The following is a 23,278-nucleotide window of genomic DNA, read 5'->3' on the forward strand; positions in this document are numbered from 1 at the left end:
GGATGGCGTGTCGTTGCGCAGCTTGCGGGTGAAGCATTCCGCCAGGCCGCATGCCGAGGCTTGCGGGCCGTTGCGTCGGATGGTGCTCATGATTCGACTCCTGCTTCCTCGAACACGCGCCTGGCGATCGCCAGCGCCGTGCTGGCTGTCGGCCAGCCCGAATAGAAGGCCAGATGGGTGATCAGCTCGATCAGTTCGTCCCGCCTGACGCCGTTCTCCAGCGCCTTCTTCAAGTGGAACGGCAGTTCGTTGCCGCGGTACAGCGACACCAGGCTGGCGACCGTGGCCAGGCTGCGGTCGCGCGGCGACAGGCCGGGGCGTTCCCAGACTTCGCCGAACAGCACCGTGTCGGTGTACCCGGCCAGTGCCGGCGCGATGTCGCCGAAGGCCTTGCGGGCGGTGTGGGTTTCGTGGGGCATGGCGCGTCCGGCAAGCGTGGGGTGGGGTGAACCGTCAATCTATCGCCGCGGCCGGCTTTCGATAAGCTGGTAAAGTCCGCATGTACTTTTGAGCAGAGTTCAGCAATGCCGCGCGCTAACCTGAATGATCTTTCGGCCTTCCTGGCGGTGGTGCGCGAGCGCAGTTTCACCAGGGCTGCGGCCAGGCTGGGCGTCTCGCCATCCGCGCTGAGCCACACGCTGCGCGCGCTGGAGGAACGACTGGGCGTGCGTCTGCTCAACCGCACCACCCGCAGCGTGGCACCCACGGAAGCGGGCGAACGCCTCTGGCGCGCGGTCGGCCCGCGCCTCGAGGAGGTCGAGGCGGAACTTGAGGCACTGGGCGAACTGCGCGCGAAACCGGCGGGCACGATCCGCATCTCGGCCAGCGACTACGCGGCCCATGCGCTCCTCTTGCCCCGGCTCACCGCGTTGCTGCCGCGCTATCCTGACCTCAAGGTCGAGATCAGCATCGACGACCGGCTGGTGGACATCGTCGCCGAGCGTTTCGATGCCGGTGTGCGCGATGGCGAGCAGGTGGCGAAGGACATGATCGCGGTGCGCATCGGCCCGGACCTGCGCATGGCCGTGGTCGGCGCGCCGGCCTATTTCGCCACGCGGCCGCGGCCGAGGCAGCCGCAGGACCTGACCGCGCACAACTGCATCAACCTGCGCCTGCCCACGCACGGCGGCCTGTATGCGTGGGAGTTCCAGAAGGGCCGGCGCAAGTTGAACGTGCACGTCGAAGGCCAGCTGGTCTTCAACCAGCCCGGCGCCATGCTCAAGGCGGCGGTGGCGGGCCTTGGCCTGGCTTATGTGCTGGAGGACGTCGCCGCGCCGTACCTCGACGACGGGCGCCTCGAACGCGTGCTGCACGACTGGTGCCCGCCCTTCCCGGGCTACCACCTGTATTACCCCAGCCGCCGCCAGGCCTCGCCGGCATTCGCGCTGCTGGTCGAGGCAGTGCGCCACCAGGCACCGTGATGGCCGCGGCGCACCGGTCATCGCGCCATCCCGTGGTCGGCTGCTTCCCGGGCCTTCAGGATGACGCACCGCCGTGTGCTCGTCGCATCCGCGAGGGCGCGCTGCGCTTGGCCGGCACCCCGGCCTGAGCGCCGCCACCTGCATACGTATTCAAGGCGACGGCACGGCGTCGGCGCGGCAAGAATCAGAGCCTTGCGGCGGGACAAGCCACGGGGAGATCGCGATGAGCGCAACGGGCAGCGTGGGAGAGATGGGCGGGCAGCGCGCGACGGCGCGGGTGGTGCTGATCGCGGCGGCGGCGGCGTTGGGCGGTTTCCTGTTCGGCATGGACACGGCGGTGATCAACGGCGCCGTGGACGCGGTGCGCGCGGGTTTCGGGCTGGGTGCGGGCGAAATCGGCTTCGCGGTGTCCTGCGCGCTCTTGGGTTCGGCGCTGGGCGCGTGGTACGCCGGCCCGCTGGCGGACCGCTACGGCCGCGTGCGCACCATGCAGGTGGCGGCGGTGCTGCTGGCGGTGAGCGCGCTGGGCTCGGGCCTGGTGCACGGCGTGTGGGACCTGGTGCTGTGGCGGCTGATCGGCGGCACCGGCGTGGGCGTGGCCTCGGTGATCGCGCCCGCCTACATCGCCGAGGTGTCGCCCGCGGCGATCCGCGGCCGGCTGGGCTCGATGCAGCAGCTCGCGATCGTGCTGGGCATCTTCGCCGCCCTGCTCAGCGACGCCTGGCTGGCCGGCGCGGCCGGCGGTGCGGAGCACAAGCTGTGGCTGGGGCTGGAAGCCTGGCGCTGGATGTTCCTCGCCGCGGTGGTGCCCGCGCTGGTCTACGGCACGCTGGTGCTGGGCGTGCCGGAGTCGCCGCGCTACCTGGTGGCGCGCGGCCGGCTGGACGAGGCGAAGGCGGTGCTGCGCCAGGTGCTGGGCATGGACGACGATCTGGCGCTGGAGGCCAAGCTCGCCGACATCGGGCACAGCCTGCGCATCGAATACCGCCCGCGCCTCGCCGACCTGCGCGGCAAGTCTGCGGGCCTGCTGCCGGTGGTGTGGGTCGGCATCGCGCTGTCGGTGTTCCAGCAGTTCGTGGGCATCAACGTGATCTTCTACTACTCGTCCACCCTGTGGCACTCGGTGGGCTTCAGCGAGGCCGACGCGTTCAGCATCACCGTGGTCACCTCCATCGTGAACGTGCTGATCACCCTGGTGGCGATCGCGCTGGTGGACCGCATCGGCCGCAAGCCGCTGCTGGTGATCGGCTCGGCCGGCATGACGGTGACGCTGGCGCTGATGGCGTGGTGCTTCTCGCAGGCGACCGGCAGCGGCGCCGCGCTGGTGCTGCCGCATGGCGTCGGCATCGTGGCGCTGGTGGCGGCGAACGCCTACGTGGTGTGCTTCGGCGTGAGCTGGGGCCCGGTGGTATGGGTGCTGCTGGGCGAGATGTTCCCCAACTCCATCCGCGCGATCGCGCTGGCGGTGGCCGCGGCGGCGCAGTGGCTGGCCAACTTCGCGATCACCAGCAGCTTCCCTGCGTTGTCCGAACTGGGCCTGTCGTTCGCCTACGGCCTGTACGCGGCGTTCGCGCTGCTCTCGCTGGTGTTCGTGCTGACCGCGGTGCGCGAGACGCGGGGCATGGAACTGGAGGAGATGCGCGGGTAAGGCCTTGCGCCGCGCGACACGGTAGGATGCGGGAACGGGTGGCACGGGGCCGCCTGCGCCACGCACCGGGTCGCCGATGAAGGGAAAGGCCACATCGTTCGATATCGCCCATCTGGCCGGGGTCTCCCAGTCCACGGTGTCGCGCGCGCTGCGCGGCAGCCCGCTGGTCAGCGAGGAGACCCGCCGGCGCATCCAGTCGGCCGCCGATGAGCTGAACTACAAGGTGGACAAGAACGCCTCCAACCTGCGCCGCCAGCACACCGGCACGCTGGCCCTGCTGCTGTTCGAGGACCCCACCGCCGACGATTCGCACATCAACCCGTTCTTCCTGTCGATGCTGGGCTCGATCACCCGCGCCAGCGCGCAGCAGGGCTATGACCTGCTGATCTCGTTCCAGCAGTTCTCACGCGACTGGCACGCCGACTTCGCCGGCTGCCAGAAGGCCGACGGCCTGATCCTGCTCGGCTACGGCGACTACCAGTCGCACCGCGACAAGCTGGAGAAGCTGGTGGCGCAGGGCACCCGCTTCGTGCGCTGGGGCGCGGTACTGCCCGGCCAGCCCGGCGTATCGATCGGCTGCGACAACTTCGAGGGTGGCCGCGCGGCCACCGCACACCTGCTCGAACAGGGCTGCCGGCACATCGCCTTCCTGGGCGACGCCACCCCGCACTACCCGGAATTCCACGAGCGCTACCGCGGCTACGCCGCCGCCCTGCGCGAAGCCGGCCTGGCGGTGGACGAGGCGCTGCAGGCCGACGCCGAGACCACCGAGCGCGCCGGCTACGAGGCCGCCGAACTGCTGCTGGAGCGCGGCGTGAAGTTCGACGCGGTGTTCGCCGCCAGCGACCTGATCGCGATCGGTGCCATGCGCGCCCTGGCGGAGCGCGGCCTCGTGGTGCCGCAGGACGTGGCGCTGGCCGGTTTCGACGACATCCCCATGGCCAGCTTCATCAACCCCGCGCTCACCACCGTGCGGCAGGACACCGGCAAGGCCGGCGAGGTGCTGGTCGACGAGCTGCTTCGGTTGATCCGGGGCGAAGGCGGCGAGAGCGCGATGCTGCCGGCGGAGCTGAGGGTGCGGCGTTCGAGCCTGCGGCAGTAGCCGATCCCGGCGCCGCCCAGGCTTCACATTGTTAAGCGCCGGCCTCTGGCATAACCTGCCCACCAGTCCAGCGCATGGCGTGTTCCCATGGAGCGTAGCCAGTCCAGATCGGCGGCCGAGCAAGCCTTCGGGCGCGTCACCGAGGCGTACGTGGCGCTGGACGCGGATTGGCGCTACACCTACGCCAACGCGACGGCCTGCGCCTTCCTCGGCCGACGGCTCGAAGACCTGCTCGGCAAGCACATCTGGACGGAATTCCCGGAGGATGCCAACCGGCCGTTCCGCGCGGCCTACGAGCAGGCGATGGCCGAGCAGCGGCCGCGCACCGTCGAGGTCTGGTTCGCGCCGCTGGATCGCTGGTTCGAGAGCTGCGTGTACCCCGCGCCCGACGGGCTCACGATCTTTTTCCAGGACATCGACGAGCGCAAGCGCGAAGAGGAGCGCCTGCAGGCGCAGCAACGCCTGATGGAGCAGGCGCAGCGGCTGGCGCGGGTCGGCAGCTGGAGCTGGGAGGTCGCCGCCAACCGGGTCAACTGGTCGGACGAGCTGTATCGCATCTACGGCATCGATCCGGCCAGCCACGCGGCCACCTTCGAGGCCTATCTCGCCTGCGTGCATCCGGATGACCGGGCGCGCGTGCGCCACACCATCGAACGCACGCTGCACGAAGGCGGTGCGTTCGAATTCGAGGAGCGCATCTGCCGTCCCGATGGCGACGTGCGCGTGCTGTACAGCCGGGGCCTGGTGGAAACCGGTGCGGATGGCCGCGCCGTGCGCATGCAGGGCGTGTGCCAGGACATCACCGCGCGCCAGCGCGAGGAGCGGATGGCCGCCGGCCAGCACGAGATCCTGCTCGGCATCGCCGCGCAGCAGCCGCTGGCGGAAAGCCTGCGGCGCATTGCCCTGCTGCACGAGTCGCTGAATCAGGGCGCGCTGTGCTCGCTGCTGCTGCTCGATGCCGATCGCCGGCACGTGCTGCACGGCGCCGCGCCCAGCCTGCCCGAAACCTACAATCGCGGCATCCACGGCCAGGAGATCGGCGAGGGCCGCGGCTCCTGCGGCACCGCCGCGTCGCGCGGCGAGCGGGTGGTGGTGGGCGACATCGCCACCGACCCGTACTGGACGTGCTATCGCGAGCTGGCGCTGGCGCATGGACTGCGGGCCTGCTGGTCGACGCCGGTACGCGGCAGCCATGGCGAGGTGCTGGGCACGTTCGCGGTGTACTACCGCAGTCCGCGCGAGCCGTGTCCGGCCGAGCTGGCCGACATCGATCGCATGCTGCCGATCGCCAGCATCGCCATCGAGAGCGAGCACCTGCTCGCCCGCCTGCGCGAACGCAACCGTTTCTTCGAGATGGCGCAGGAGGTGTTCTGCATCCTCGATCCGCGCACCGGGCGGCTGGTGCAGTTCAACGCGTTCCTGCAGCGCCTCACCGGATGCAGCGCCGACGAGTTGCGCGGGCGCGACTACCGCGAGTTCCTGTTGCCGCTGCCCGGCGAGGATCCGGCCGCATCGGTGCTGGAACCCACCGGCGTCGGCGCGCAGGCGCACGAGGCGGTGACCCGCTGCGTGGCCAGGGACGGCAGCGAATGCCTGCTGGAGTGGACCGTGTTCGCCTCGCCCGACGGCTTGCTCTATGCGGTGGCGCACGACATCACCGCCCGCCGCCGCGCCGAGCAGGACCTGCGGCATGCGGCCAGCCACGACGCGATCACCGACCTGCCGCGCCGCCCGCAGCTGGAACGCTCGCTCGCCGGGCTGCTGCAGGACGGCGAGGCGCCGGTGTGGGTGCTGATGGTGGGCCTGGATCGTTTCCAGCTGGTCAACGAATCGGTGGGCCACGTGATCGGCGACGACGCGTTGCGGCGCGTGGCCGGCCGCCTGCGCGCGGCGCTGGGCGCGCAATGGCAGATCGCCCGCATCGTCGGCGACAAGTTCGCGGTCGCGGCGGGCGGCCTCGGCCGGCAGGCGGCGCTGGAGCTGGCCGAGCGCCTGCGCAGCGTGGTGGCGCGGCCGATCGAGGGGCAGGACTACCGCCTGCTGCTCACCGCCAGCGTCGGTATCAGCCACTCGCCCGAGCACGGCGACACGCCGGCGGCGCTGTTGCGCGGCGCCGAGGCGGCGATGATCCAGGCCAAGCGCGATGGCCGCGACCGCGTCGGCGAGTTCAGCGTGGCGCAGAGGCAGGCGCTGGAGGAGCGCGTGCTGCTGGGCAGCCGCCTGCGCGACGCGGTGCGCGACAACGAACTGGAGCTGTACTACCAGCCGCAGTACAGCGCGCTCGACCACGCACTGACCGGCTTCGAGGCGCTGCTGCGCTGGAACTGCGGCGAACTGGGCCGGGTGATGCCCGTGCGCTTCATCCCCGTCGCCGAGGCGCTGGGCCTGATGCCCGAGATCGGCGGCTGGGTGTTCGCGCAGGCGGCGCGGCAGTTGCGCGAATGGCTGGATCGCGGCCACCGCGGCTTCACGCTGGGGGTGAATGTCTCCGCGCAGCAGCTGTTGTACCCGCACCTGGTCGAGCAGCTGGCCGCCGCGCTGCAGCGCCACGCCGTGCCGCCGGCGATGCTGGAGATCGAGATGACCGAGAGCGCGCTGATGGAGAACGTGGCGCGCATCCGCGCCACCCTGGCCGGCCTGAAGTCGCTCGGCGTGCAGCTGGCGCTGGACGATTTCGGCACCGGCTATTCCAGCCTCGCCTATCTGAAGCAGTTCCCGATCGACAAGCTGAAGATCGACCAGAGTTTCGTGCGCGAACTGCCCGACAATGCCGGCGACGGCGCGATCGCGCAGACCATCATCGAGCTCGGCCACCAGTTGCGCATGCTGGTCGCGGCCGAAGGCGTGGAGACCACGGCCCAGGCCGTCTTCCTCGCCGGCCTGGGCTGCGACGAGCTGCAGGGCAACGGCTTGGGCGCGGCGTTGCCGGCGATCGATGCCGAACGCTTCTTCGCCGCGGCGCGCGGCGCGTTCTCGGCGTAGCGGCGTCAGCGCCCCGCGCGGCCGTCGTCCCAGCGCAGGAACAGCGGCAGCATCTTCGCCCACGAGGCCTGCTGGTGCTTGCCGCCGGGCAGCAGGTAGACGGCGACGTCGGTATGGCGGTCGGGGTGCGCGGCGTAGTCCATGTTCGCGCTGTAGCCGAGCTGGCGCAGGCCGCGCAGGCGGAATCCGCCGGGCGCACGGTAGCCGTCGACGAGATCGCGGATGTCGCCGATCACGTCGATCACGCCGTCGTGGTCGCGGTCGTTCGTTTCCTCGGCCGTGCCGGCGGCGAACCAGAGGCGCAGGCCGGGCCGTTTCGGTCCGCGGTCGACCATGCGCTGGGCCAGCCGCGTGCGTTCCACCGTGGCGCCGCTCGTGCGGTCGGCGGCGAGCCAGAACGAGGGCGAGAACGCGCCCACGCGGCCGAACACCTCCGGGTATTGCCAGCCCAGGTTGAACGCGTTGAGCCCGCCCAGCGACCAGCCCAGCACACTGCGCGCGGCGGCGGCGCGGCGGGTGCGGTAATGCGCGTCGATGTACGGCACCAGCCGCGTGGCGAGCCAGTGCGAATAGTCGTGGGCGCGCCGGCCGACCGCGCCGTACTTGGTATCGGCGGGCAGGCTGCGTCCGCTGGCGCGGTCGGACAGGCCGTAGATGCCCATGCGGTCGCGCAGCATGTGCACCGCCACCACGATGGGCACGCGGATCGCGTGCGCGCGGCACAGCGCGGTGAGCGTGGATACCAGCCCGACCGCCGACATGTCCTGGCCGTCGTCCGCGTAGATCGTGCGGTAGCGCCGGGCGGACCAGGCGTAGTCGCCGGGCAGGTAGACGTCCACGGTGACGCGTTCGGGAGCGAACGCGGGGGCGTCGAGCTGCAGCGTGCGCTGGGTGGGCGCGCAGTGGTCGGCTGCGGGCGCGCCGGCGAGCGCATGCAGTGGCCAGCCTCCGGTCAGCAGTGCGAGCAGCAGCGCGAGCAGGGCGCCGCGTGGGCGGTGCCTCATGCCGCCGCGCCCGCGGCCGCGACGTTCTCGCGCGGCTCGTGCACGCGCAGCGTGCACAGCCCCGCCAGCAGCAGGCTGGCACCGCCCAGTGCCAGCGCCCAGATCGGTTGGTCGTGGAAGAACCACTTCAGCAGCACGCCGAGCACACTGGCGGCGAGCAGCTGCGGGATCACGATGAAGAAATTGAAGATGCCCATGTAGATGCCCATCTTCGCCGCGGGCAGGTTGTCCGACAGCATTGCGTAGGGCAGCGACAGGATCGAAGCCCAGGCGAAGCCCACGCCGATCATCGACACGATCAGCCAGTGCGGGTCGCGGATGAACAGGAACGACAGCAGGCCCAGTCCGCCCAGCCACAGGTTGATCAGGTGGCTCCAGCGCAGGCCGCAGGCGCGCACCAGCAGCGGGATCAGGATCGCGGCCAGCACGCCCACGCCGTTGTAGGTGCCCATCAGCACGCCGGCCCAGTTCGCGCCTTCGTTGTAGGCGGCGGAGGTGGTGTCGGCGCTGCCATAGAAGTGCCCGGCCACGGCGGGCGTGGTGTTGATCCACATCGCGAACATCGCGAACCAGGAGAAGAACTGCACCCAGTTCAGCCGACGCATCTCGCGCGGCATGCCGTACAGGTCGCCCATGATCTGGCGCAGCGCGCCGACGCGACGCGTGCGCGCCAGCCACAGGAACAGCGCGCCGGCGCCGACCAGGCCGCCAGCGAGGAGATACAGCTCGGCACGCAACGCGTAATGCCGGATCAGCACGAGCAGCACGACGCCCAGCAGCAGGAACAGCGCACCGGGACGCCACGCGCCGGCCACGTCCACCGGCTCTTCCGCCACGTGGCTGTCGGCGAAGGCTTCCAGTTGCTCGGGCGGATATTCGCGCGTGGTGCAGATCGTCCACAGCATCGCGCCCAGCAGCACCGCCGCACCCGCGTAGAACGAATACATCACCGAGTGCGGCACCGTGCCGGCCGGCGCAGTGTTCGCCACGCCGAAATGGGTGAGCAGCCAGGGCAGGAACGAGGCGACCACGGCGCCCACGCCGATGAACACACTTTGCATCGCGTAGCCCAGCGGACGCTGGCGCGGCGGCAGCTGGTCGCCCACGAAGGCGCGGAATGGTTCCATCGACACGTTGAACGAGGCATCCATGATCCACAGCAGGCCTGCGGCGATCCACAGCGTGGGCGAGTTCGGCATCGCCAGCAGGGCCAGCGTGGCCAGCACGGCGCCGGCGAAGAAATACGGGCGGCGGCGGCCGAAGCGGTTCCAGGTGCGGTCGGAGCAGTAGCCGATGATCGGCTGCACGATCAGCCCGGTGAACGGCGCGGCGATCCACAGCACCGGGATCTGGTCCACGTTCGCGCCCAGCGTCTGGAAGATCCGGCTGACGTTCGCGTTCTGCAGCGCGAAGCCGAACTGGATGCCGAGGAAGCCGAAGCACATGTTCCAGATCTGCCAGAACGACAGCTCGGGTTTGCGGGTCATGGGCAGGCTCCCATGCACTGGACCGAGGGTGCGGAGGGCTTGAATGGGTGCATGTGGTTCGTGCGACGTGGTTCGGTGAATGCCTCCCGCCTCCCTGCTTCTGACTCCCCTCTCCCGCAAGCGGGAGAGGGGAACGGGGTAGCGCGGGTCATGGAGCGGTTTCCGCGGCCAGCGGCACGATGCGCAGCGCGCCCACGTCGGCCTCGTTCAGCGGCCCGCCGACGCCGCCCGCTTCGCCGGTGTAATGCGCGTTGCCGGCGAGGTAGCTCATGTTGAAGCCCTGCTCCAGCGCGAAGCGGCAGCGCGCGCCCGCGTCAGCGCTGAACTGCGCGGTGGTGGACAGCTGCTCGCCGGTGCTGTGCGGCATCACCACCGGCACCCGTTGTTCGGGGCTGCCCGCGCAGCGGATCGCCAGCATCTTCACCGCGGTGGTGATGCCGGTGTTGATCGGGCCGTGATCGTTGCGATAGCTCAGCGCGACCTGGTAGCGGCCGGCGGCGGGTGCGGTCCACGTGCGCGGCCACGCGCCTTCGACGCTGGCGACCGGGCCTTCGCACTGGGGCGGGCTTTGCAGCGATTCGAGCCCGGCGGCGCCGGTCTGCGTGAGGCTGAAGCACTGCAGCGCGTTCGCCACGGGCACCGCGAGCGTGCCGGTGATCGCGCCCACGCGCTGGCCGTTGAGGTAGAGCACGCCGGGCGCCGTGGCCCGCACCTGCCAGTCCGCGCCGTTGCGCGTCACTTGTGGCGCGGCCGGCGCCGATGGCGCGAACGGCGGCACCGTGCTGCGCAGCGACAGCTCGGCCGCCTTGATGCCCTTCAGCTGCACCACGCTGTCGTTGCCGTGCTGCTCGATGCGGTCGGTCACCAGCAGGTTGCCGGCGAGTTTCTTCGGGCGCTGCAAGGTGATGCGCCGGCCCGGCAGTTGCAGGCTGATCGTGTCCCGGTTGCCGAACAGCATCGGCACCAGCGACACCGGCAGCTTCGGTGCGATGCGGCCGTCGGCTTCGAGGCCGAACACGCCTTCGCTCACCATCGCGAGGTAGCCGGCCACCGACCACAGCTGGCGCGGCGAATCCACCACCGGGCCGCTGAGCGTGCCGTCGTTCACGTGCACGGCCTGGGTGGTGAGCTCGTAGTTCTCCATGTTGGAGCCGGCCAGTGCCGCGCCGCGCATGATCGAGGTGATCTCGAACGCGATGTGCGCGGGGTCGTCCAGCTGGCGCGCAGCGCGCAGCGCGTAGGCGCTGACGAACGGCCAGATCGCGCGGTTGTGGTAGATCGGCTGATCGGTGCGCTCGGGCCAGATCACCGGGCTGCCGGCCGGCCACACCGGGTAGTTCGCCAGCGATTGCCGCGCGCGTTCGGTGTCGGCCACGCCGCTGGTTATCGCCAGCGCGAGGCCGAGCAAGTCGTAAGTGTCGTAGGGCGCACCATCGCCGCCGAGGTAGCTCATGTACATGCCGCGGTCTTCGCGCCAAAAGCGCGCGTTGATCGCCGCCTTCAGCGCCTCGGCCTGGGCCCGGTAGTCCGCCGCGCGCGCGTCGTGGCGCTGCTCCGCCATCTGCGCGGCGAGTTGCAGCGCCTGGTAATGCAGCACGTTGGTGGACAGCGCGTAGGACTGCGCGATCGGCACCACGTCGTCCGCCATCCACGCGGGGTAACTCTGCTCGCGCCAGTCGAGGAAGGAAGTCTCGCCGCGGTACAAGCCCATGCCGGCGTCGAACGCGTACTGGCGATCCTGCGCCAGCGTGGCGGTGAGCGCCTGCCAGGTGGTGTCGGCGAAGGCGGCATCGTCCAGCAGGTGACGCGCGGCGAGGAACCACGCCACGCGGTCGGTGCTCACCGGCCAGCTGCCGCCCGAGCCGGTGTCCTGGATCGCGAACGGGCCTTTCGGCGTGCCGGGCACGCGCGAGTCCGACAGCTTGAAGCGCAGGCCGCTGCGCGAACGCGCGGCATCGAAACGCCACAGGCCCAGGTCCACCGCGTAGGACAGATCGCGCGTCCACACGTAATGCCACTTGTCGCCGGTCTCGAAGCAGGTGCAGGGGATCGGCTGGTCATGGTCATAGGCGGCGTCGTGGATAGCCGTGACCGAATCCTGCCGGAGATCATCCTGCGCCATCGCGTACAGGCCGTCGAACAGCGGGCTTGCGGTCTGCACTGCATAGGGCGGAACCGGGATCGTGCGCTTGGCGTGCGCCGCCTGCAGCAGGAAGCCGCCGCCCGGCTGCACCTGCATGCTGGCGTTCTGGCCGCGCCAGTGCAGGTTGTCGTGCCACAGCGGGGCGTGCGCGCCGGCGGTCAGTGCCAGCATCAGGCTGCTGAAGATGCTCATCATCTCGATGTTCCCTCGATCCGGCCGGCGGGCAGCGGCTTCATGCGCTTGCCCGTCGCCTGTGCGTCAGCGGCCCCCCGTGGCCGGACTGCCGCAAGTCTGTCCATGCGGTCGAGTCCGGGGCCAGTGTACGCACATGCATCCGTACCTGTGTCATGAATGCTTCCGCCACGGGTCGGAAGTGAGATGTTCATTGCGCGAGGATCGCGCCGTAGTGGCCTTGCACGCTGACCGTGGCGTTGCCGCCGCTGACGGTGTACTTGCTGCCGGTGATCAGATCAGTGACCTGGCTGCCGTTGGTCATGCTCTCCTCGTACACCGGCACCGTCACTGTCTCGGTGTTGCCGGTGCCGTTCAGCACCACCGCGATGCGGTTGTTCTGGTCGAAGCGGCCGTAGGCATAGATGTCGTGGGTGTCGTCGGTGAGCAAGGTCATGAACGAGCCGGTGCGCAGGGCCGGATAGTTGTTGCGGATAGCCACCAGCTTCTGGGTGAGCGCCACCGCGCTGTTGGCCGTGGTCGCCTGCGTCCAGTCGAACGTGCGGCGGTTGTCCGGGTCGGCGCCGCCCTGCATGCCGTACTCGTCGCCGTAGTAGATCGTCGGCGTGCCCACATAGGTCATCTGGAAGAACAGACCCAGGTAGGTTTTCCAGATGTCGCCGCCGCAGCGCGTGGCGAAGCGCGAGGTGTCGTGGCTGCCGAGGAAGTTCGTCATGGTCTGCTGCACGTCGACGGGCAGGTCGGCGCGCGTGCCGTGCAGCCAGTTGTCGAGCTGGGTGGGCGTGAGCGAGGCGCTGTTGCCGCTCTCGTCCACCCCGCAGATCCACTCCGACGCAGGCTGGGTGAAGCCGTTGTAGTTCATCGCGCCGTCCCACTCGCTGCCGTCGTCCAGCCAGGCCGAGGCGTCGCCCCAGTATTCGCCGAGGATCTCCGCGTCCGGGTTCACCGCCAGCACCGCCGTGCGCATCTCCCGCATGATCTGGTGGTTGGTGGCGTCGCTGCCGTTGTTGCCGCCGGCATCGAGGTACTGCGCCGCGTCCAGCCGCCAGCCGTCGATGCCATAGGGTGGCGCCAGCCAGGTCTGCATCACCGAGCCCGAGTTGCCGTAGATCTGGTTGCGCGTGGCCGAGCCGCTGGCGCCGTAGTCCAGCTTGGGCATGCTGCCGATGCCGAAGAAGGTGCTGTAGCTGCCCGGCCAGGTCTGGAACGTGTAGTAGCTGTAGTACGGGCTGGCCTGTGACTGGTACGCGCCCTGCTGCGGGCAGGTGATCGAACCGTAGCTCGCCTTGCCGAACCAGCAGTTGCTGTCGCCACTGTGGTTGAACACGCCGTCCAGGATGAGATACCCGTGCGGGCCGTTGGCGCCGCTGTGCACGTCGGTGATCAGCTGCTGCAGCGTGGCGTTGCTGCCGAAGGCCGGATCGACGTTGTAGTAGTCCTGCGTGTCGTACTTGTGGTTGGTCGGCGAGGCGAAGATCGGATTGAGGTAGACGATGTCCGCGCCGATCGTGTTCTTGATGTAGCCCAGCTTCTGGTCGATGCCGGCGAGGTCGCCGCCGAAGAACACCGCGGTGTTGCAGCCGCTGACGTTCGCGGTGACGCTGCTACCCCAGGCGTGCTGCTCGGTGGCGCAGCCGGCATAGGTGTACTGGCCGTTGGTGACGTCGTTGCTGGTGTCGCCGTCGTAGAAACGGTCGGGGAAGACCTGGTACATCACGCCGTTCTTCATCCAGCTTGGCGTGGTGAAGCCGGGGACGATGAAGAAGTCGCCGGACGAAGGCTCGCTTGAGGTGATGCCGGCGGCGTTGTACCAGGCGGTGGCCGTGCCGTCGTTGATCTGGAAGCGGTAGTACTTCTCCGAGCTGCTGGCCGGGATGGCGCCCTGCCAGAGGTCGTAGGTGCCGGTGGCGTCGTTCGCCGTCCAGTGCATCGCCACCCAGTGGTACTGGCCGTCGGCGCTGTCGTAGTACTTGATGTTCGCGCTGGTGATGTCGCCCTTGAAGGTGCGGAACGTGAGCGTCACCGGCGTGCTCGCCGTGGGCTCGGGCGCGCTGTCATACAGCGGCCCCTGGTCGTGGAACAGGCCCGCCCATTCCACGTTGTTGTCGTTGCTCGCCGCGCGTGCGGCGCCGCTCCACAGCGACACGCCGGACAAGGTCAGCGCCAGGCACAGGGCGAGCGGCAGCCTGCGCAGGCCGCGACGATCGTGCTGCATCGAATGACTCATCGAATCCCCTCCCGTATCGGACTGGGCGCAGGTCGTCGCGCTGGCCGTGCCCAGGGCCGGCGTTTCCTCGCGTGACGGCGATCGCGGCCGCGCCTGGCCATGCAGCTCCACGCGTCGCGCCGTCATGGCGCGGCGCCGGTACCGATTCAGTGCGTGCCGCCTGCGCGCAGCGTCAGCGTGCGTACCGCGCCGGCATCGAGCTTGAGCACGGTGAGCGGGCCGTAGCGGTCGCTGGCGGTGCTCCAGCCTTCGCCGTTGGCGGCTTCCAGTGCGGCGGGCGTGGCGTAGTGCTTCAGCGAGCCATCGACCGCGGCGGCGGCAAGGCCGTGCACGCGCACCAGGTAGTGCTTCAGCGCGGGGTGGCAGCTGCCTGTCGCGGCGGTGGCGCTGAAGCTCACCGTGTCGCCCGTGCGCTGCGTGGCGAGGCGTTGCAGGATGTACGAGCCGCGCTGGTAGTCGTAGGTCTCGCCGTCGTCGTCGTAATAGTCGAAGTGCGTGGCGGTGGCGGCGGGGAACACGTCCACGGCAACGGTCGTCACCGGATGTTCGCCGGTCCAGTCCATCACCGGCTGGGTGGGGATGATCGCGCCGGCGCGGATGAACAACGGGATGTCGTCCCACTGCTTCGCGTCGGTCGCCACGGTGATGGTCTGGCCGCCCTGGTAGACCTTGCCGCTGAACCAGTCCGTCCACGTGCCTGCGGGCAGGTAGACGCGCTTCTCGGTCTGGCCCTGCTCGACCACCGGCGACACCAGCAGCCAGTCGCCGAACAGCCAGCTCTGCACGTCGTTGCGCAGGTTCGCATCCTGCGGCCAGGCGAAAGCCAGCGGCTGCACCAGGCCCACGCCCTGCGTGCTGGCGCGATGCTGGTAGCTGTAGATGTAGGGCAGGAGTTCGTAGCGCAGGCGGATCGCCTTGGTCGCGGCGGCCTCGGCCACCGGGCCGTACTTCCACGGCTGGCGTTTCTCGTTGAGCTCGCCGTGCACGCGGAAGATCGGCGTGAACGCGCCGAACTCGATCCAGCGCGCGTAGTTCTCGTCGGACGGATGGCCGTGGAAGCCGCCGCCGTCCATGCCCCACTGCATCTCGCCCACATCGATCGCGCTCAGCATGCGCTCGCGCTGGCCGGCCATGCTGGCCCAGCCGGTGGCGATGTCGCCGGACCACAGGCCGTAGGCGTAGCGTTGCGCGCCCAGCCAGAAGTCGCGGTTGATCGACCATACGCGCAACGGCGAATGCGCGCGCTGGCCGTCATACGTGGCGCGCTGCATGTTGAGGAACTGGGTGTTGCTCTTGGTGGTGTCGGCCTCGTCGTTCCACCAGCCCACGATGCCGATGTCGAAGCTGTGCGCCAGCTGCGGGTTGAACCACCACGCGCGCGCGGCGGGCTTGTCGAAGTCGATATCCTTCACCGGCAAGTGCGAGAAATAGTCCGGGCTGGCCTTTTCGCCGGGCAGCCACAGATCGTGCGCGGTGGCGTAGCGGCCTTCCACGGTGTCCACGTGCACGCGCGGCTTCATGATGCCGGTCATGTGCACGCCGAGCGCATCCATGTCGGCCTTCAGCTTGCCGCTGGCGCCGTCGGGGAACTTCACCGGGTTCCAGCTGAACTCGCCCCAGTCCTTGCCCCAGTCCTTCCAGTCGAAGTCGAAGGTGAAGGCATCGAGCGGGATGTGCTTGGCGCGGTAGGTGGCGACGATGTCGCGGAACTCCTGCTCGTCGATGCCCCACTGGCTGTTGATGAAGCCGTTGGCCCATTTCGGAAACAGCTCGGCGTGGCCGCTGAGATTGGCCAGCTCTCCAAACAATTCGGTGGGCGTGCCCGCGAGGAGGTAGTAGTCGGCGTCCGGGCGGTCGTACTGGTCGATCGTGATGCGGCCGCCGGCGAGCGCGAAGTCCGCACCGTCGCAATCCACCAGCACGCCGTAGCCGGCGGTACTCCACACGAACGGCGCGCCGGCATGGCCTTGTTCGCCGGCCTTGGCCACCTGTTTGCCGGAGCGCAGGATGCCGGCGCGGGTGTTCTTCTCGAAGGCGTCGTAGCCGCCGATGCCGTACAGCGCGTCGCCGGCAGCGTGTGCTAGCACGATGCGGCCCTGCGCCAGCGCGGCGAGGTCGGCCTGTTGCAGCAGCGGCCGGCCCTGCGCGTCGCTGACGTCGAGCTTGCCGCTGCGCTTGTTCCAGGTGGCGACGAGGCGATCCGAGCGCAGCGTCACCGTGTCGCCGCTCTGCCGCACTTGCGGCCGGAACGGCGTCGCACCGGCGGCCGGTGGTGCCATCACCAGGCTGGCGGGCGTGGCGCCGCTCTTGGGCAGGTAATGCACGTGCAGTACGCCGGGCACGGGCATCTGCAGCGTGAGCGTGCCGTCGGCCAGCGGGAATTGCAGGCCTTCATTGCCCACGCTTTGCGCTTGCGCAGTGGCGGCATCCGGCGCGGCCAGCGCCACGGGGACCAAGCCCAGGCCAAGCAACACGGTGAGTGCGAGCGCGTGCAGTTTCGGTGTCGTCATCGTGCGGCTCCGGAGTAGGGGGTGAAAATCCATTCTTGCGACTGTAGGAGCGGCTTCAGCCGCGACTGGGGTGGCAGGGAATCGCGGCTGAAGCCGCTCCTACAGCCGCTCCTGCGAATGGCGCCAGCCATCCTCAGTGCAGGATCGCGCTGCCGTAGGCCGGCAGCTGCAGCCGGCCGTCGGCGACCGCGGTGCCGGGTCGGCTGTGCTTCAGCAGGCTGCGGAAGCGTTGCGCGGGCAGCTTCACCGTCTGCGGTTTGCCCGACAGGTTGTGCAGCACCAGCACGTCGCCGTGCGGGTCGTCCAGTTCCCACGCGGCCACCTGCAGGTCGGCGTCGCGCCAGTTGTGCAGCACGCCGTCGCGCAGCGCGGGAATGTCCTTGCGCCACTGGATCAGCATGCGGTACCAGTTCAGCAGCGAGGCGGGATCGGCCTGCTGGGCCTCGACCGTCACGGCGGGGCCGTCGCCCGCGCTCCAGCCTTCCCACGTGGTCTCGCCCGGACCCTTGCCGGCGCGGTACCAGCGCATCGGTTCGCGCAGCTGCGGGTCGGGCTTCTCGCCGCGCATGCCCAGTTCCTCGCCGTAGTAGATGAAGGGGTGGCCGGGCAGGGTGAGCAGCATCGCGGCGGCGGTGCGCATGTGTTCGGGATTGTTGGCCAGCTGGCTCATCACGCGTTCCTGGTCGTGGTTGGACAGGAACGGTGCGTTGTCGTAGCGGCCGTGCGCAGCGGCGCGGTAGGCGGCGCTCATGCGTTCCAGCGTGGCGCCGATGTCGCGGTCGCGTTCCTCCTTCGCGCTGTCGACCAGCCGGATGGCGAGCGGGAAATCGAATACCGCATCCAGCGCGCCCATCCACGGCGTAAGGTCGTCCGGGTTCTGCCTTGCCACTTCACCGACCAGCCAGGCATGCGGGTTGGAGACGTCGATGCCCTGGTGGAATTCGCGCCACCACGCGAGGTTCTTCTTCAGCGCGACCGGGTTGTCCGCGTCGGTTTCGCGGTCGTCGTAGATGTGCTGGGCGGCATCGAGGCGGAAGCCGTCCACGCCCTTGTCCAGCCAGAATCGGCCCACCTTGATCATCTCGGCGCGCACCGCTGGGGTGTCGTAGTCGAGATCGGGCATCTGCGCCACGAATACGCCGAGGTAGTGGTCACCATCGGGCGTGGCATGCCACAGCGGGCCACCGGTGGCGCTGATCGCCTTGAGGTCGGTGGTGGGCGTGGCCCATTCGTACCAATGGCGATACGGGCTGTGCGGATCCTGCGCGGCCTTGAACCACGGCGACTCGTCGCTGGTGTGGTTGATGACGAGATCCAGCACCACCTTGATGCCGCGCTGGTGCGCTTCGCGCAGCAGGCGCTCGAAGTCGGCCATCGTGCCGTACTGCGGGTTGATCGCCTCGTAGTCGGTGATGTCGTAGCCGTGGTAGCTGGGCGAGGGGTTGATCGGCATCAGCCAGATGCCGTCCACGCCCAGCGACTTCAGGTAGTCGAGCTTGGCGGTGACGCCGTTGAGATCGCCGGTGCCGTCGCCGTCGCTGTCGTACCAGCTGCGCACGAAGATCTCGTAGTACACGTCGGAGGGCGCCTGCGTCGTCCCGGCGGAGGCGGGCGTGGCGGCCGGTGCGGGCGCGGCCGGCAGCAGCATGGCGGCGGAGAGCATGAGCGCAAGGTGGAGCGGGGTTTTCATGGAGTCTCCGTCATGGCAGTCGTCGGCCTGCGTCAGACCTCGGCGGGCGCGGGCATGCCGCAATGGCGCGCCACGAACTCGTGGTGCGGTGGCAGCGTGGCCACGGCGCGGCCGACCAGGGTGCGCACGTCGGCGAGGAAGTGGTCGAGTTGCTGGTCGCTCAGTTCGTCGGCCAGCGGGTGATGGCGCGCCGGCTCGATGCGCTGGCCCAGCAGCACCTGCAGCCAGCCGGTTTCGGCGAACAGCTCCTCGCCCTCGCGGAAGATCATGCCGGTGCGCCGGAACAGCTCGATGCGCCGTGCCAGCTCCGGCGGTATCTCCATCGCGCCGCACTGGCGCCAGAACGGCGTATCGGTGCGCTCGGTGGCCTTGTAGTGCAGGATCAGGAAGTCGCGCACGCGCTCGTACTCGAAGCGGGTCTGGCGGTTGTACTCGTCGATCAGTTTCGGGTCGCAGTGGCGGTCGGGGAACATCGCCAGCAGGCGGTTCACGCCCGACTGCACCAGGTGGATGCTGGTCGATTCCAGCGGCTCCATGAAGCCTGCAGCCAGGCCCAGCGCGAGGCAGTTGCGGTTCCACGCCAGCTTGCGCATGCCGGTGACGAAGCGCAGCGGGCGCGGATCGCCCAGCGGCTCGGTTTCGAGCGTGCCCAGCAATTGCGCCGCGGCCTCGTCGTCGCTGATGAAGCGGCTGCAGTACACGTGGCCGTTGCCGGTGCGGGTCTGCAACGGGATGCGCCACTGCCAACCCGCGGTGCGCGCCAAGGCCTGGGTGTACGGCCGCATCGGGCCGCCCGGCGCGCTGCCCACCGCTAGCGCGCGGTCGCAGGGCAGCCAATGCTGCCAGTTCTCGTAGCCGGTCTTCAGCGCGCCCTCGATCAGCAGGCCGCGGAAGCCGGAGCAGTCGATGAAGAAGTCGCCCTCGACCGTGCTGCCGTTGTCCAGCAGCAGCGACTCGATGTGGCCGTCCTCGGCGTGCAGGCGCACGTCGACGATCTTGCCCTCGATGCGTTCGACGATGCCGGGCGCGATGTGCTTGCGCAGGTACTGGCCGTACAGCGAGGCATCGAAATGGTAGGCGTAGCGGATGCCGCCCAGCGGGCTGTTCGGCACCTTGTCCAGCCGCGCGAAGCGGTTCTGGGCGGCCGCGGCGGCGTTCAGCGAATGCGCCCACAGGCCGTGTGCGCCGGGGCGGCCGCGGCTGCGCAGCCAGTAGTGGTGGAACGGCGTCAGCCCCAGCGGCAGGCCGAGGTCGCCGAACGCGTGGAGGTAGGACTCGCCCACGCGGGTGAAATCGTTGAGCTGCACGCCGAGCTTGAACGTGCCGTGCACGGCACGCAGCATGTCGTCCTCGTCGATGCCGAGGAAGCGGTTGACGTGCAGGATCTGCGGGATCGTCGCCTCGCCCACGCCGACGGTGCCGATCTCGGCCGATTCCACCAGCGTGATCTTGAGCTGCGAACCCAGCGCGCGGGCGAGCAGGGCGGCCGTGAGCCAACCTGCGGTGCCGCCGCCCACGATCACCAGGCGGCGGATGCGTGCGTCGTCGATGTCGTCACCCATGCCGGCTCCTGGAAGCCTGTCGGACTTTGATTGGCCGGTCTGCGAATCCGGCTGTGTGGCCCATATTTCCGCCATTTCTTGCCCCATAGAACCACTATGGGGCGGCGAATTGTCGAAAATCTGTCCTCACACAGTCGGACTCTCGCCTCGACCATCAAAGCCCGACAGGCTCCTCGCTTGCCCATGCGCGTTCCATCATCGCACCGGCGTCATGAAAAAAAGTCCCCGCTGGTTTGCACGCAGCGGGGCACGGGGAGTTACCTGGAACTTTAGGTGCGACCGCTTACTGGAACTTGTACGAGGCGCCGATCGAGTAGGTGCGGCCGTAGCGTTCCCAGGTCTGCACCTGGCGCGGGTCGTTGTTCTGGAACGTGGTGAAGATCTTGTTCGACAGGTTGGCGCCCGTCGCGATCAAGGTCAGGCCCTTGAAGCGGCCGCTCTCGAACGTGTAGCTCACCTGGGCGTCGTAGGTGCTGCCGCCCTTCAGCGTCTGCTCGATGCGCGTGGCGCTGATGCCGGACACCTCGCCCAGGAAGCTGGAGCGGTAGCTGTCGCTGATGCGCGCCTCGAAGCCGTTGTGCTGGTAGTAGATCGTGCCATTGGCGACCCACTTCGACAGGCCCGGCACGGTGATCGGCGTGGCGTTGCCCGGGTACACCAGCGAGCTCTTGGTGCGGTTAACGCTGAGGATGGTGCCGAAGCCGTCGAGCACTGGGGTGAGCAGGTTGAACGGCAGGTTCAAGGTGCCCTGCAGGCCCTTCACGTAACCGCGGCCATCGTTGGTCGGACTAGTCATGATGCCGTAAGTGGTGCCCAGTTGGGCCACCTGTGCCGGCTTCAGCAGGAACGGCATGAACGGCGCGAAGTTGTACAGGTACGACGAGCTCGGGTTGATGTAGTCGTGCAGGCCGATGAAGTAGCCCGACACCGAGAAGTAGCCGCCACCGCCACCGCTGCGGCACAGGTCGGAGTTCTTCTGGTCAGCCGAGTTGCACTGGTAGCCGCCGGTGAGCGGACCGGAGAAGTAGTGCTCGTAGCTGACGTTGAAGTTGTCGGCCATGGTCGGCTGCAGTTTGGCGTTGCCGCCACTGGCGCTGAAATAGGCCTGGTTCGGGTCGGTGTTCGGCAGGTGATTGATGTTGCCGCTAATCCCGAGGCTGGGATTCATCTGGTCCATGCGCGGACGCGACAAGGTGCGGGCCGCGCTGACGCGCAGGTCGTCGTTGTCGGTGAAACCGAAGATCAGGTTCGCGCTGGGCAGGTAGCGGGTGTAGCTGGTGCTGCCGCGCACCGGGATCAGGTCGAACCCGGTACCGGTGATGGCGCTGCCGGGCGCCACGCGCTCGCCGGTCGCACTCTGCGCGGTGTGCTGCACCTGCATGCCGAAGTTGCCGCGCAGGCTGACACCGCCGAGGTTGGTGTCGATGTTGAACTGGAAGTACGGCGTGAACACGTTCTCATGCGTTCGCCAGTTCGGCGGCGTGCCGGTGTTGGAACCGAACGTGGGCACGTTCACCAGGCTGCCGTTGTCGATCAGGGCGAACGGGTTGTAGCAAATCTGCGGGCCAATGCCCATGAACGACAGCGGATCGCAGCTGCTGCCGCCCTGGATCGGCGCGCTGGTGATGGCGTTGCCGCCGCTGATGGTGCCGCCACCCAGGGTCAGGAAGGCCTGGTCGATGTTGTAGGTCTTGTTGCGGCGGCTGTTGCTCACGCCGAACTCCAGGCTGGAGAACGGGCCGCTGGCGAAGCTGCGCTCCACCGAGAGGCGCACGTTGGCGAGGTAGTCGACGGTGCGCGGCGCGTTGATGAAGCCGGCCTGCACCACGTCGCTGCCGCCGCCCCAGCCCTGCGGGTCGGTCAGCATCACGCCCTGGGTGTTGTCCAGCGACGGGTTGACGTACAGCAGACCGTTGCCGAGTTCGTTGAAGCCGATGGTGTCGGTAGGGCCGCTCTTGTTGAAGCCGAAGCCCGAGTAGCTTTCCAGGTCCACGTCCTTGCGGGTGGCGCGCGAGTAGTTCGCGTCGACGTCCACCGACCAGTTCTCGTTGATCGTGAACTTGTTGTCCCAGTTGAAGTTGTAGACCCGGGCGCTGGTGCTGTTGTAGTCGTTGCGGATCACCGGCGACACCCCGGTGTAGACGCCGCTGGCGTCAAACCCGTTGACCGGCGTGGCCGAGGCGAGCGGCGCGCCGCCCCACCACAGCGGCAGTTCCATGCCCTTGGCCTGCTGGGTTTCCTTGTAGTTGTCGTAGGTGAGGTCGACGGTGCCGGTGTAGAACTCGTTCGGCTGCCACTGCACGGTGGCCAGAACGCCGTTGCGCTTCAGCGAATCGGTGATGCCGTAGTTCTTCGAGCCGCCGACCACGAGGTTGCCGTTGTTGTCGGTGGGGTAGCCCCACGGCGCCTGATGCTGGATCTGCGAGGGGTTGTCTTCCAGGTCCACGCCCAGGGTCACGCCCAGGGTGTGGTTGAGGAACTGGTCCACCCACACGCCATTGAGGTTGCGGCCCTTGTTGCTGACGCCCTTGCCCGGCGCCAGCTCGGACATGCTGTTCCAGATGTACTTGGCGTTGACCGCCGCTTCCATGCCGTTCTTTTCCAGCGGGCGGATCGTGTGCATGTCGACGGTGCCGGCCAGGCCCTGGCCGATCAGGTCGGCCTGCGGGCTCATGTGCACCACCACGTTGTCGAACCAGCTCGACGGGTACTGGTCGAATGCCACGTCGCGGTTGTTGTTCGTGCTGACCTGCTGGCCGCCATTGACCAGCGCGGTGGAGAAGTCGGGGCCGAGGCCGTGGATGGTCAGCACCTGCGGGCGACCGTCCACGGTCTGCACGGCGAGGCCGGGCAGGCGGCCCAGCGCGTCGGCGATGGAGACGCCCGGCAGCTTGCCGACCTGTTCGGCCGAAATCGCCTCGACGATGGTGCTGGCGTTCTTTTTCAGCGCGGTGGCGTTCTCGATCGAGCTGATGAAGCCGTTCACCTGCACGGCCTGCATCTGCTTCGCCTTGTCCTTCTTGTCGCGCGCGGACTTGGCGTTCGCGTCGGCGGACTGGTCGTTGCCTGTGCTCTGCTGGCTGTCCTGCTGCTGCGCGGCGGGCGCCGGCGCGGTGGCGGCATTGGCCACGGCACAGGTGCCGAAGCAAGCCGACGCGATCGCCATGGCCAGCAGCTTGTGTTTCATCAACATGTCTCGTCTCCCCACGAAATGGTCGGTGTCTGTCGTTGTCGCGGCGTGAACCTTCCGGCGATTCCATCGACGGTGGTCGTAGGCAGCCGGCTTGCATCTGCGCGCCCCGTCGCGTGA

General features: G+C 68.8%; 13 protein-coding genes. 4 read left to right on the forward strand and 9 right to left on the reverse strand.

The features are described from left to right. Window positions 1-86: 86 nt before the first annotated feature. Window positions 87-419: a carboxymuconolactone decarboxylase family protein gene (locus tag AB7878_RS09945; protein WP_369494212.1), complete on the reverse strand. Its 333-nt coding sequence runs from the start codon at window positions 417-419 to the stop codon at window positions 87-89. Between the two features lie 105 nt (window positions 420-524). On the opposite strand from AB7878_RS09945, the gene AB7878_RS09950 reads away from it, so the two are divergent. From AB7878_RS09950 to AB7878_RS09965, 4 genes are all read left to right on the forward strand, one after another. Continuing rightward, entirely contained in the window at window positions 525-1,421 is an 897-nt protein-coding gene (locus AB7878_RS09950; protein ID WP_369494213.1) for a LysR family transcriptional regulator, read from the forward strand. 73 nt (window positions 1,422-1,494) lie between these two features. Further along, window positions 1,495-3,069, forward strand: a complete 1,575-nt coding sequence (locus AB7878_RS09955; protein WP_369494214.1) for a sugar porter family MFS transporter — start codon at window positions 1,495-1,497, stop codon at window positions 3,067-3,069. Window positions 3,070-3,145: 76 nt separating this feature from the next. Then, window positions 3,146-4,171 carry a LacI family DNA-binding transcriptional regulator gene (locus AB7878_RS09960; RefSeq protein ID WP_369494215.1) on the forward strand — a complete coding sequence of 342 codons (1,026 nt, stop codon included), beginning with the start codon at window positions 3,146-3,148 and terminating at the stop codon, window positions 4,169-4,171. Between the two features lie 87 nt (window positions 4,172-4,258). Continuing rightward, a complete protein-coding gene (locus AB7878_RS09965) occupies window positions 4,259-7,153 on the forward strand; it encodes a bifunctional diguanylate cyclase/phosphodiesterase (RefSeq protein ID WP_369494216.1) in 2,895 nt (964 codons plus the stop codon). 5 nt (window positions 7,154-7,158) lie between these two features. On the opposite strand, the gene AB7878_RS09970 is transcribed toward AB7878_RS09965, so the two are convergent. The 8 genes from AB7878_RS09970 to AB7878_RS10005 all read right to left on the reverse strand — a co-directional run bounded on the left by AB7878_RS09970 (window position 7,159) and on the right by AB7878_RS10005 (window position 23,155). After that, complete coding sequence (locus AB7878_RS09970; RefSeq protein ID WP_369494217.1) at window positions 7,159-8,157, reverse strand: alpha/beta hydrolase; 999 nt, start codon at window positions 8,155-8,157, stop codon at window positions 7,159-7,161. Further along, window positions 8,154-9,644, reverse strand: coding sequence for an MFS transporter (locus AB7878_RS09975; RefSeq protein ID WP_369494218.1), 1,491 nt, complete (start codon window positions 9,642-9,644; stop codon window positions 8,154-8,156). Before AB7878_RS09975 ends, AB7878_RS09970 begins: the two co-directional genes overlap by 4 nt. Before the next feature lie 148 nt (window positions 9,645-9,792). Beyond that, the gene (locus tag AB7878_RS09980; RefSeq protein WP_369494219.1) at window positions 9,793-11,982 is read right to left on the reverse strand and encodes an alpha-L-rhamnosidase-related protein; all 2,190 of its coding nucleotides are present in this window, start codon (window positions 11,980-11,982) and stop codon (window positions 9,793-9,795) included. Window positions 11,983-12,169: 187 nt separating this feature from the next. Beyond that, a complete protein-coding gene (locus AB7878_RS09985; RefSeq protein ID WP_369494220.1) occupies window positions 12,170-14,206 on the reverse strand; it encodes a glycoside hydrolase family 13 protein in 2,037 nt (678 codons plus the stop codon). A gap of 146 nt (window positions 14,207-14,352) precedes the next feature. Further along, entirely contained in the window at window positions 14,353-16,716 is a 2,364-nt protein-coding gene (locus AB7878_RS09990; RefSeq protein ID WP_369494221.1) for a TIM-barrel domain-containing protein, read from the reverse strand. A gap of 133 nt (window positions 16,717-16,849) precedes the next feature. Next, the gene (locus tag AB7878_RS09995) at window positions 16,850-18,406 is read right to left on the reverse strand and encodes an alpha-amylase family glycosyl hydrolase (RefSeq protein WP_369494222.1); all 1,557 of its coding nucleotides are present in this window, start codon (window positions 18,404-18,406) and stop codon (window positions 16,850-16,852) included. A gap of 32 nt (window positions 18,407-18,438) precedes the next feature. Further along, complete coding sequence (locus AB7878_RS10000) at window positions 18,439-19,968, reverse strand: tryptophan halogenase family protein (RefSeq protein WP_369494223.1); 1,530 nt, start codon at window positions 19,966-19,968, stop codon at window positions 18,439-18,441. 283 nt (window positions 19,969-20,251) lie between these two features. After that, window positions 20,252-23,155, reverse strand: a complete 2,904-nt coding sequence (locus tag AB7878_RS10005; RefSeq protein WP_369494224.1) for a TonB-dependent receptor — start codon at window positions 23,153-23,155, stop codon at window positions 20,252-20,254. Between the last annotated feature and the right edge of the window lie 123 nt (window positions 23,156-23,278).

This window comes from Rhodanobacter humi (genome assembly GCF_041107455.1).
GTDB lineage: Bacteria > Pseudomonadota > Gammaproteobacteria > Xanthomonadales > Rhodanobacteraceae > Rhodanobacter_A.

Coding starts and splice junctions, on each gene's coding strand:
- AB7878_RS09945 (WP_369494212.1), bottom strand. CDS start 419: ATGCCCCACGAAACCCACACCGCCCGCAAGGCCTTCGGCGACATCGCG.
- AB7878_RS09950 (WP_369494213.1), top strand. CDS start 525: ATGCCGCGCGCTAACCTGAATGATCTTTCGGCCTTCCTGGCGGTGGTG.
- AB7878_RS09960 (WP_369494215.1), top strand. CDS start 3,146: ATGAAGGGAAAGGCCACATCGTTCGATATCGCCCATCTGGCCGGGGTC.
- AB7878_RS09965 (WP_369494216.1), top strand. CDS start 4,259: ATGGAGCGTAGCCAGTCCAGATCGGCGGCCGAGCAAGCCTTCGGGCGC.
- AB7878_RS09970 (WP_369494217.1), bottom strand. CDS start 8,157: ATGAGGCACCGCCCACGCGGCGCCCTGCTCGCGCTGCTGCTCGCACTG.
- AB7878_RS09975 (WP_369494218.1), bottom strand. CDS start 9,644: ATGACCCGCAAACCCGAGCTGTCGTTCTGGCAGATCTGGAACATGTGC.
- AB7878_RS09980 (WP_369494219.1), bottom strand. CDS start 11,982: ATGATGAGCATCTTCAGCAGCCTGATGCTGGCACTGACCGCCGGCGCG.
- AB7878_RS09985 (WP_369494220.1), bottom strand. CDS start 14,206: ATGAGTCATTCGATGCAGCACGATCGTCGCGGCCTGCGCAGGCTGCCG.
- AB7878_RS09990 (WP_369494221.1), bottom strand. CDS start 16,716: ATGACGACACCGAAACTGCACGCGCTCGCACTCACCGTGTTGCTTGGC.
- AB7878_RS09995 (WP_369494222.1), bottom strand. CDS start 18,406: ATGAAAACCCCGCTCCACCTTGCGCTCATGCTCTCCGCCGCCATGCTG.
- AB7878_RS10000 (WP_369494223.1), bottom strand. CDS start 19,968: ATGGGTGACGACATCGACGACGCACGCATCCGCCGCCTGGTGATCGTG.
- AB7878_RS10005 (WP_369494224.1), bottom strand. CDS start 23,155: ATGAAACACAAGCTGCTGGCCATGGCGATCGCGTCGGCTTGCTTCGGC.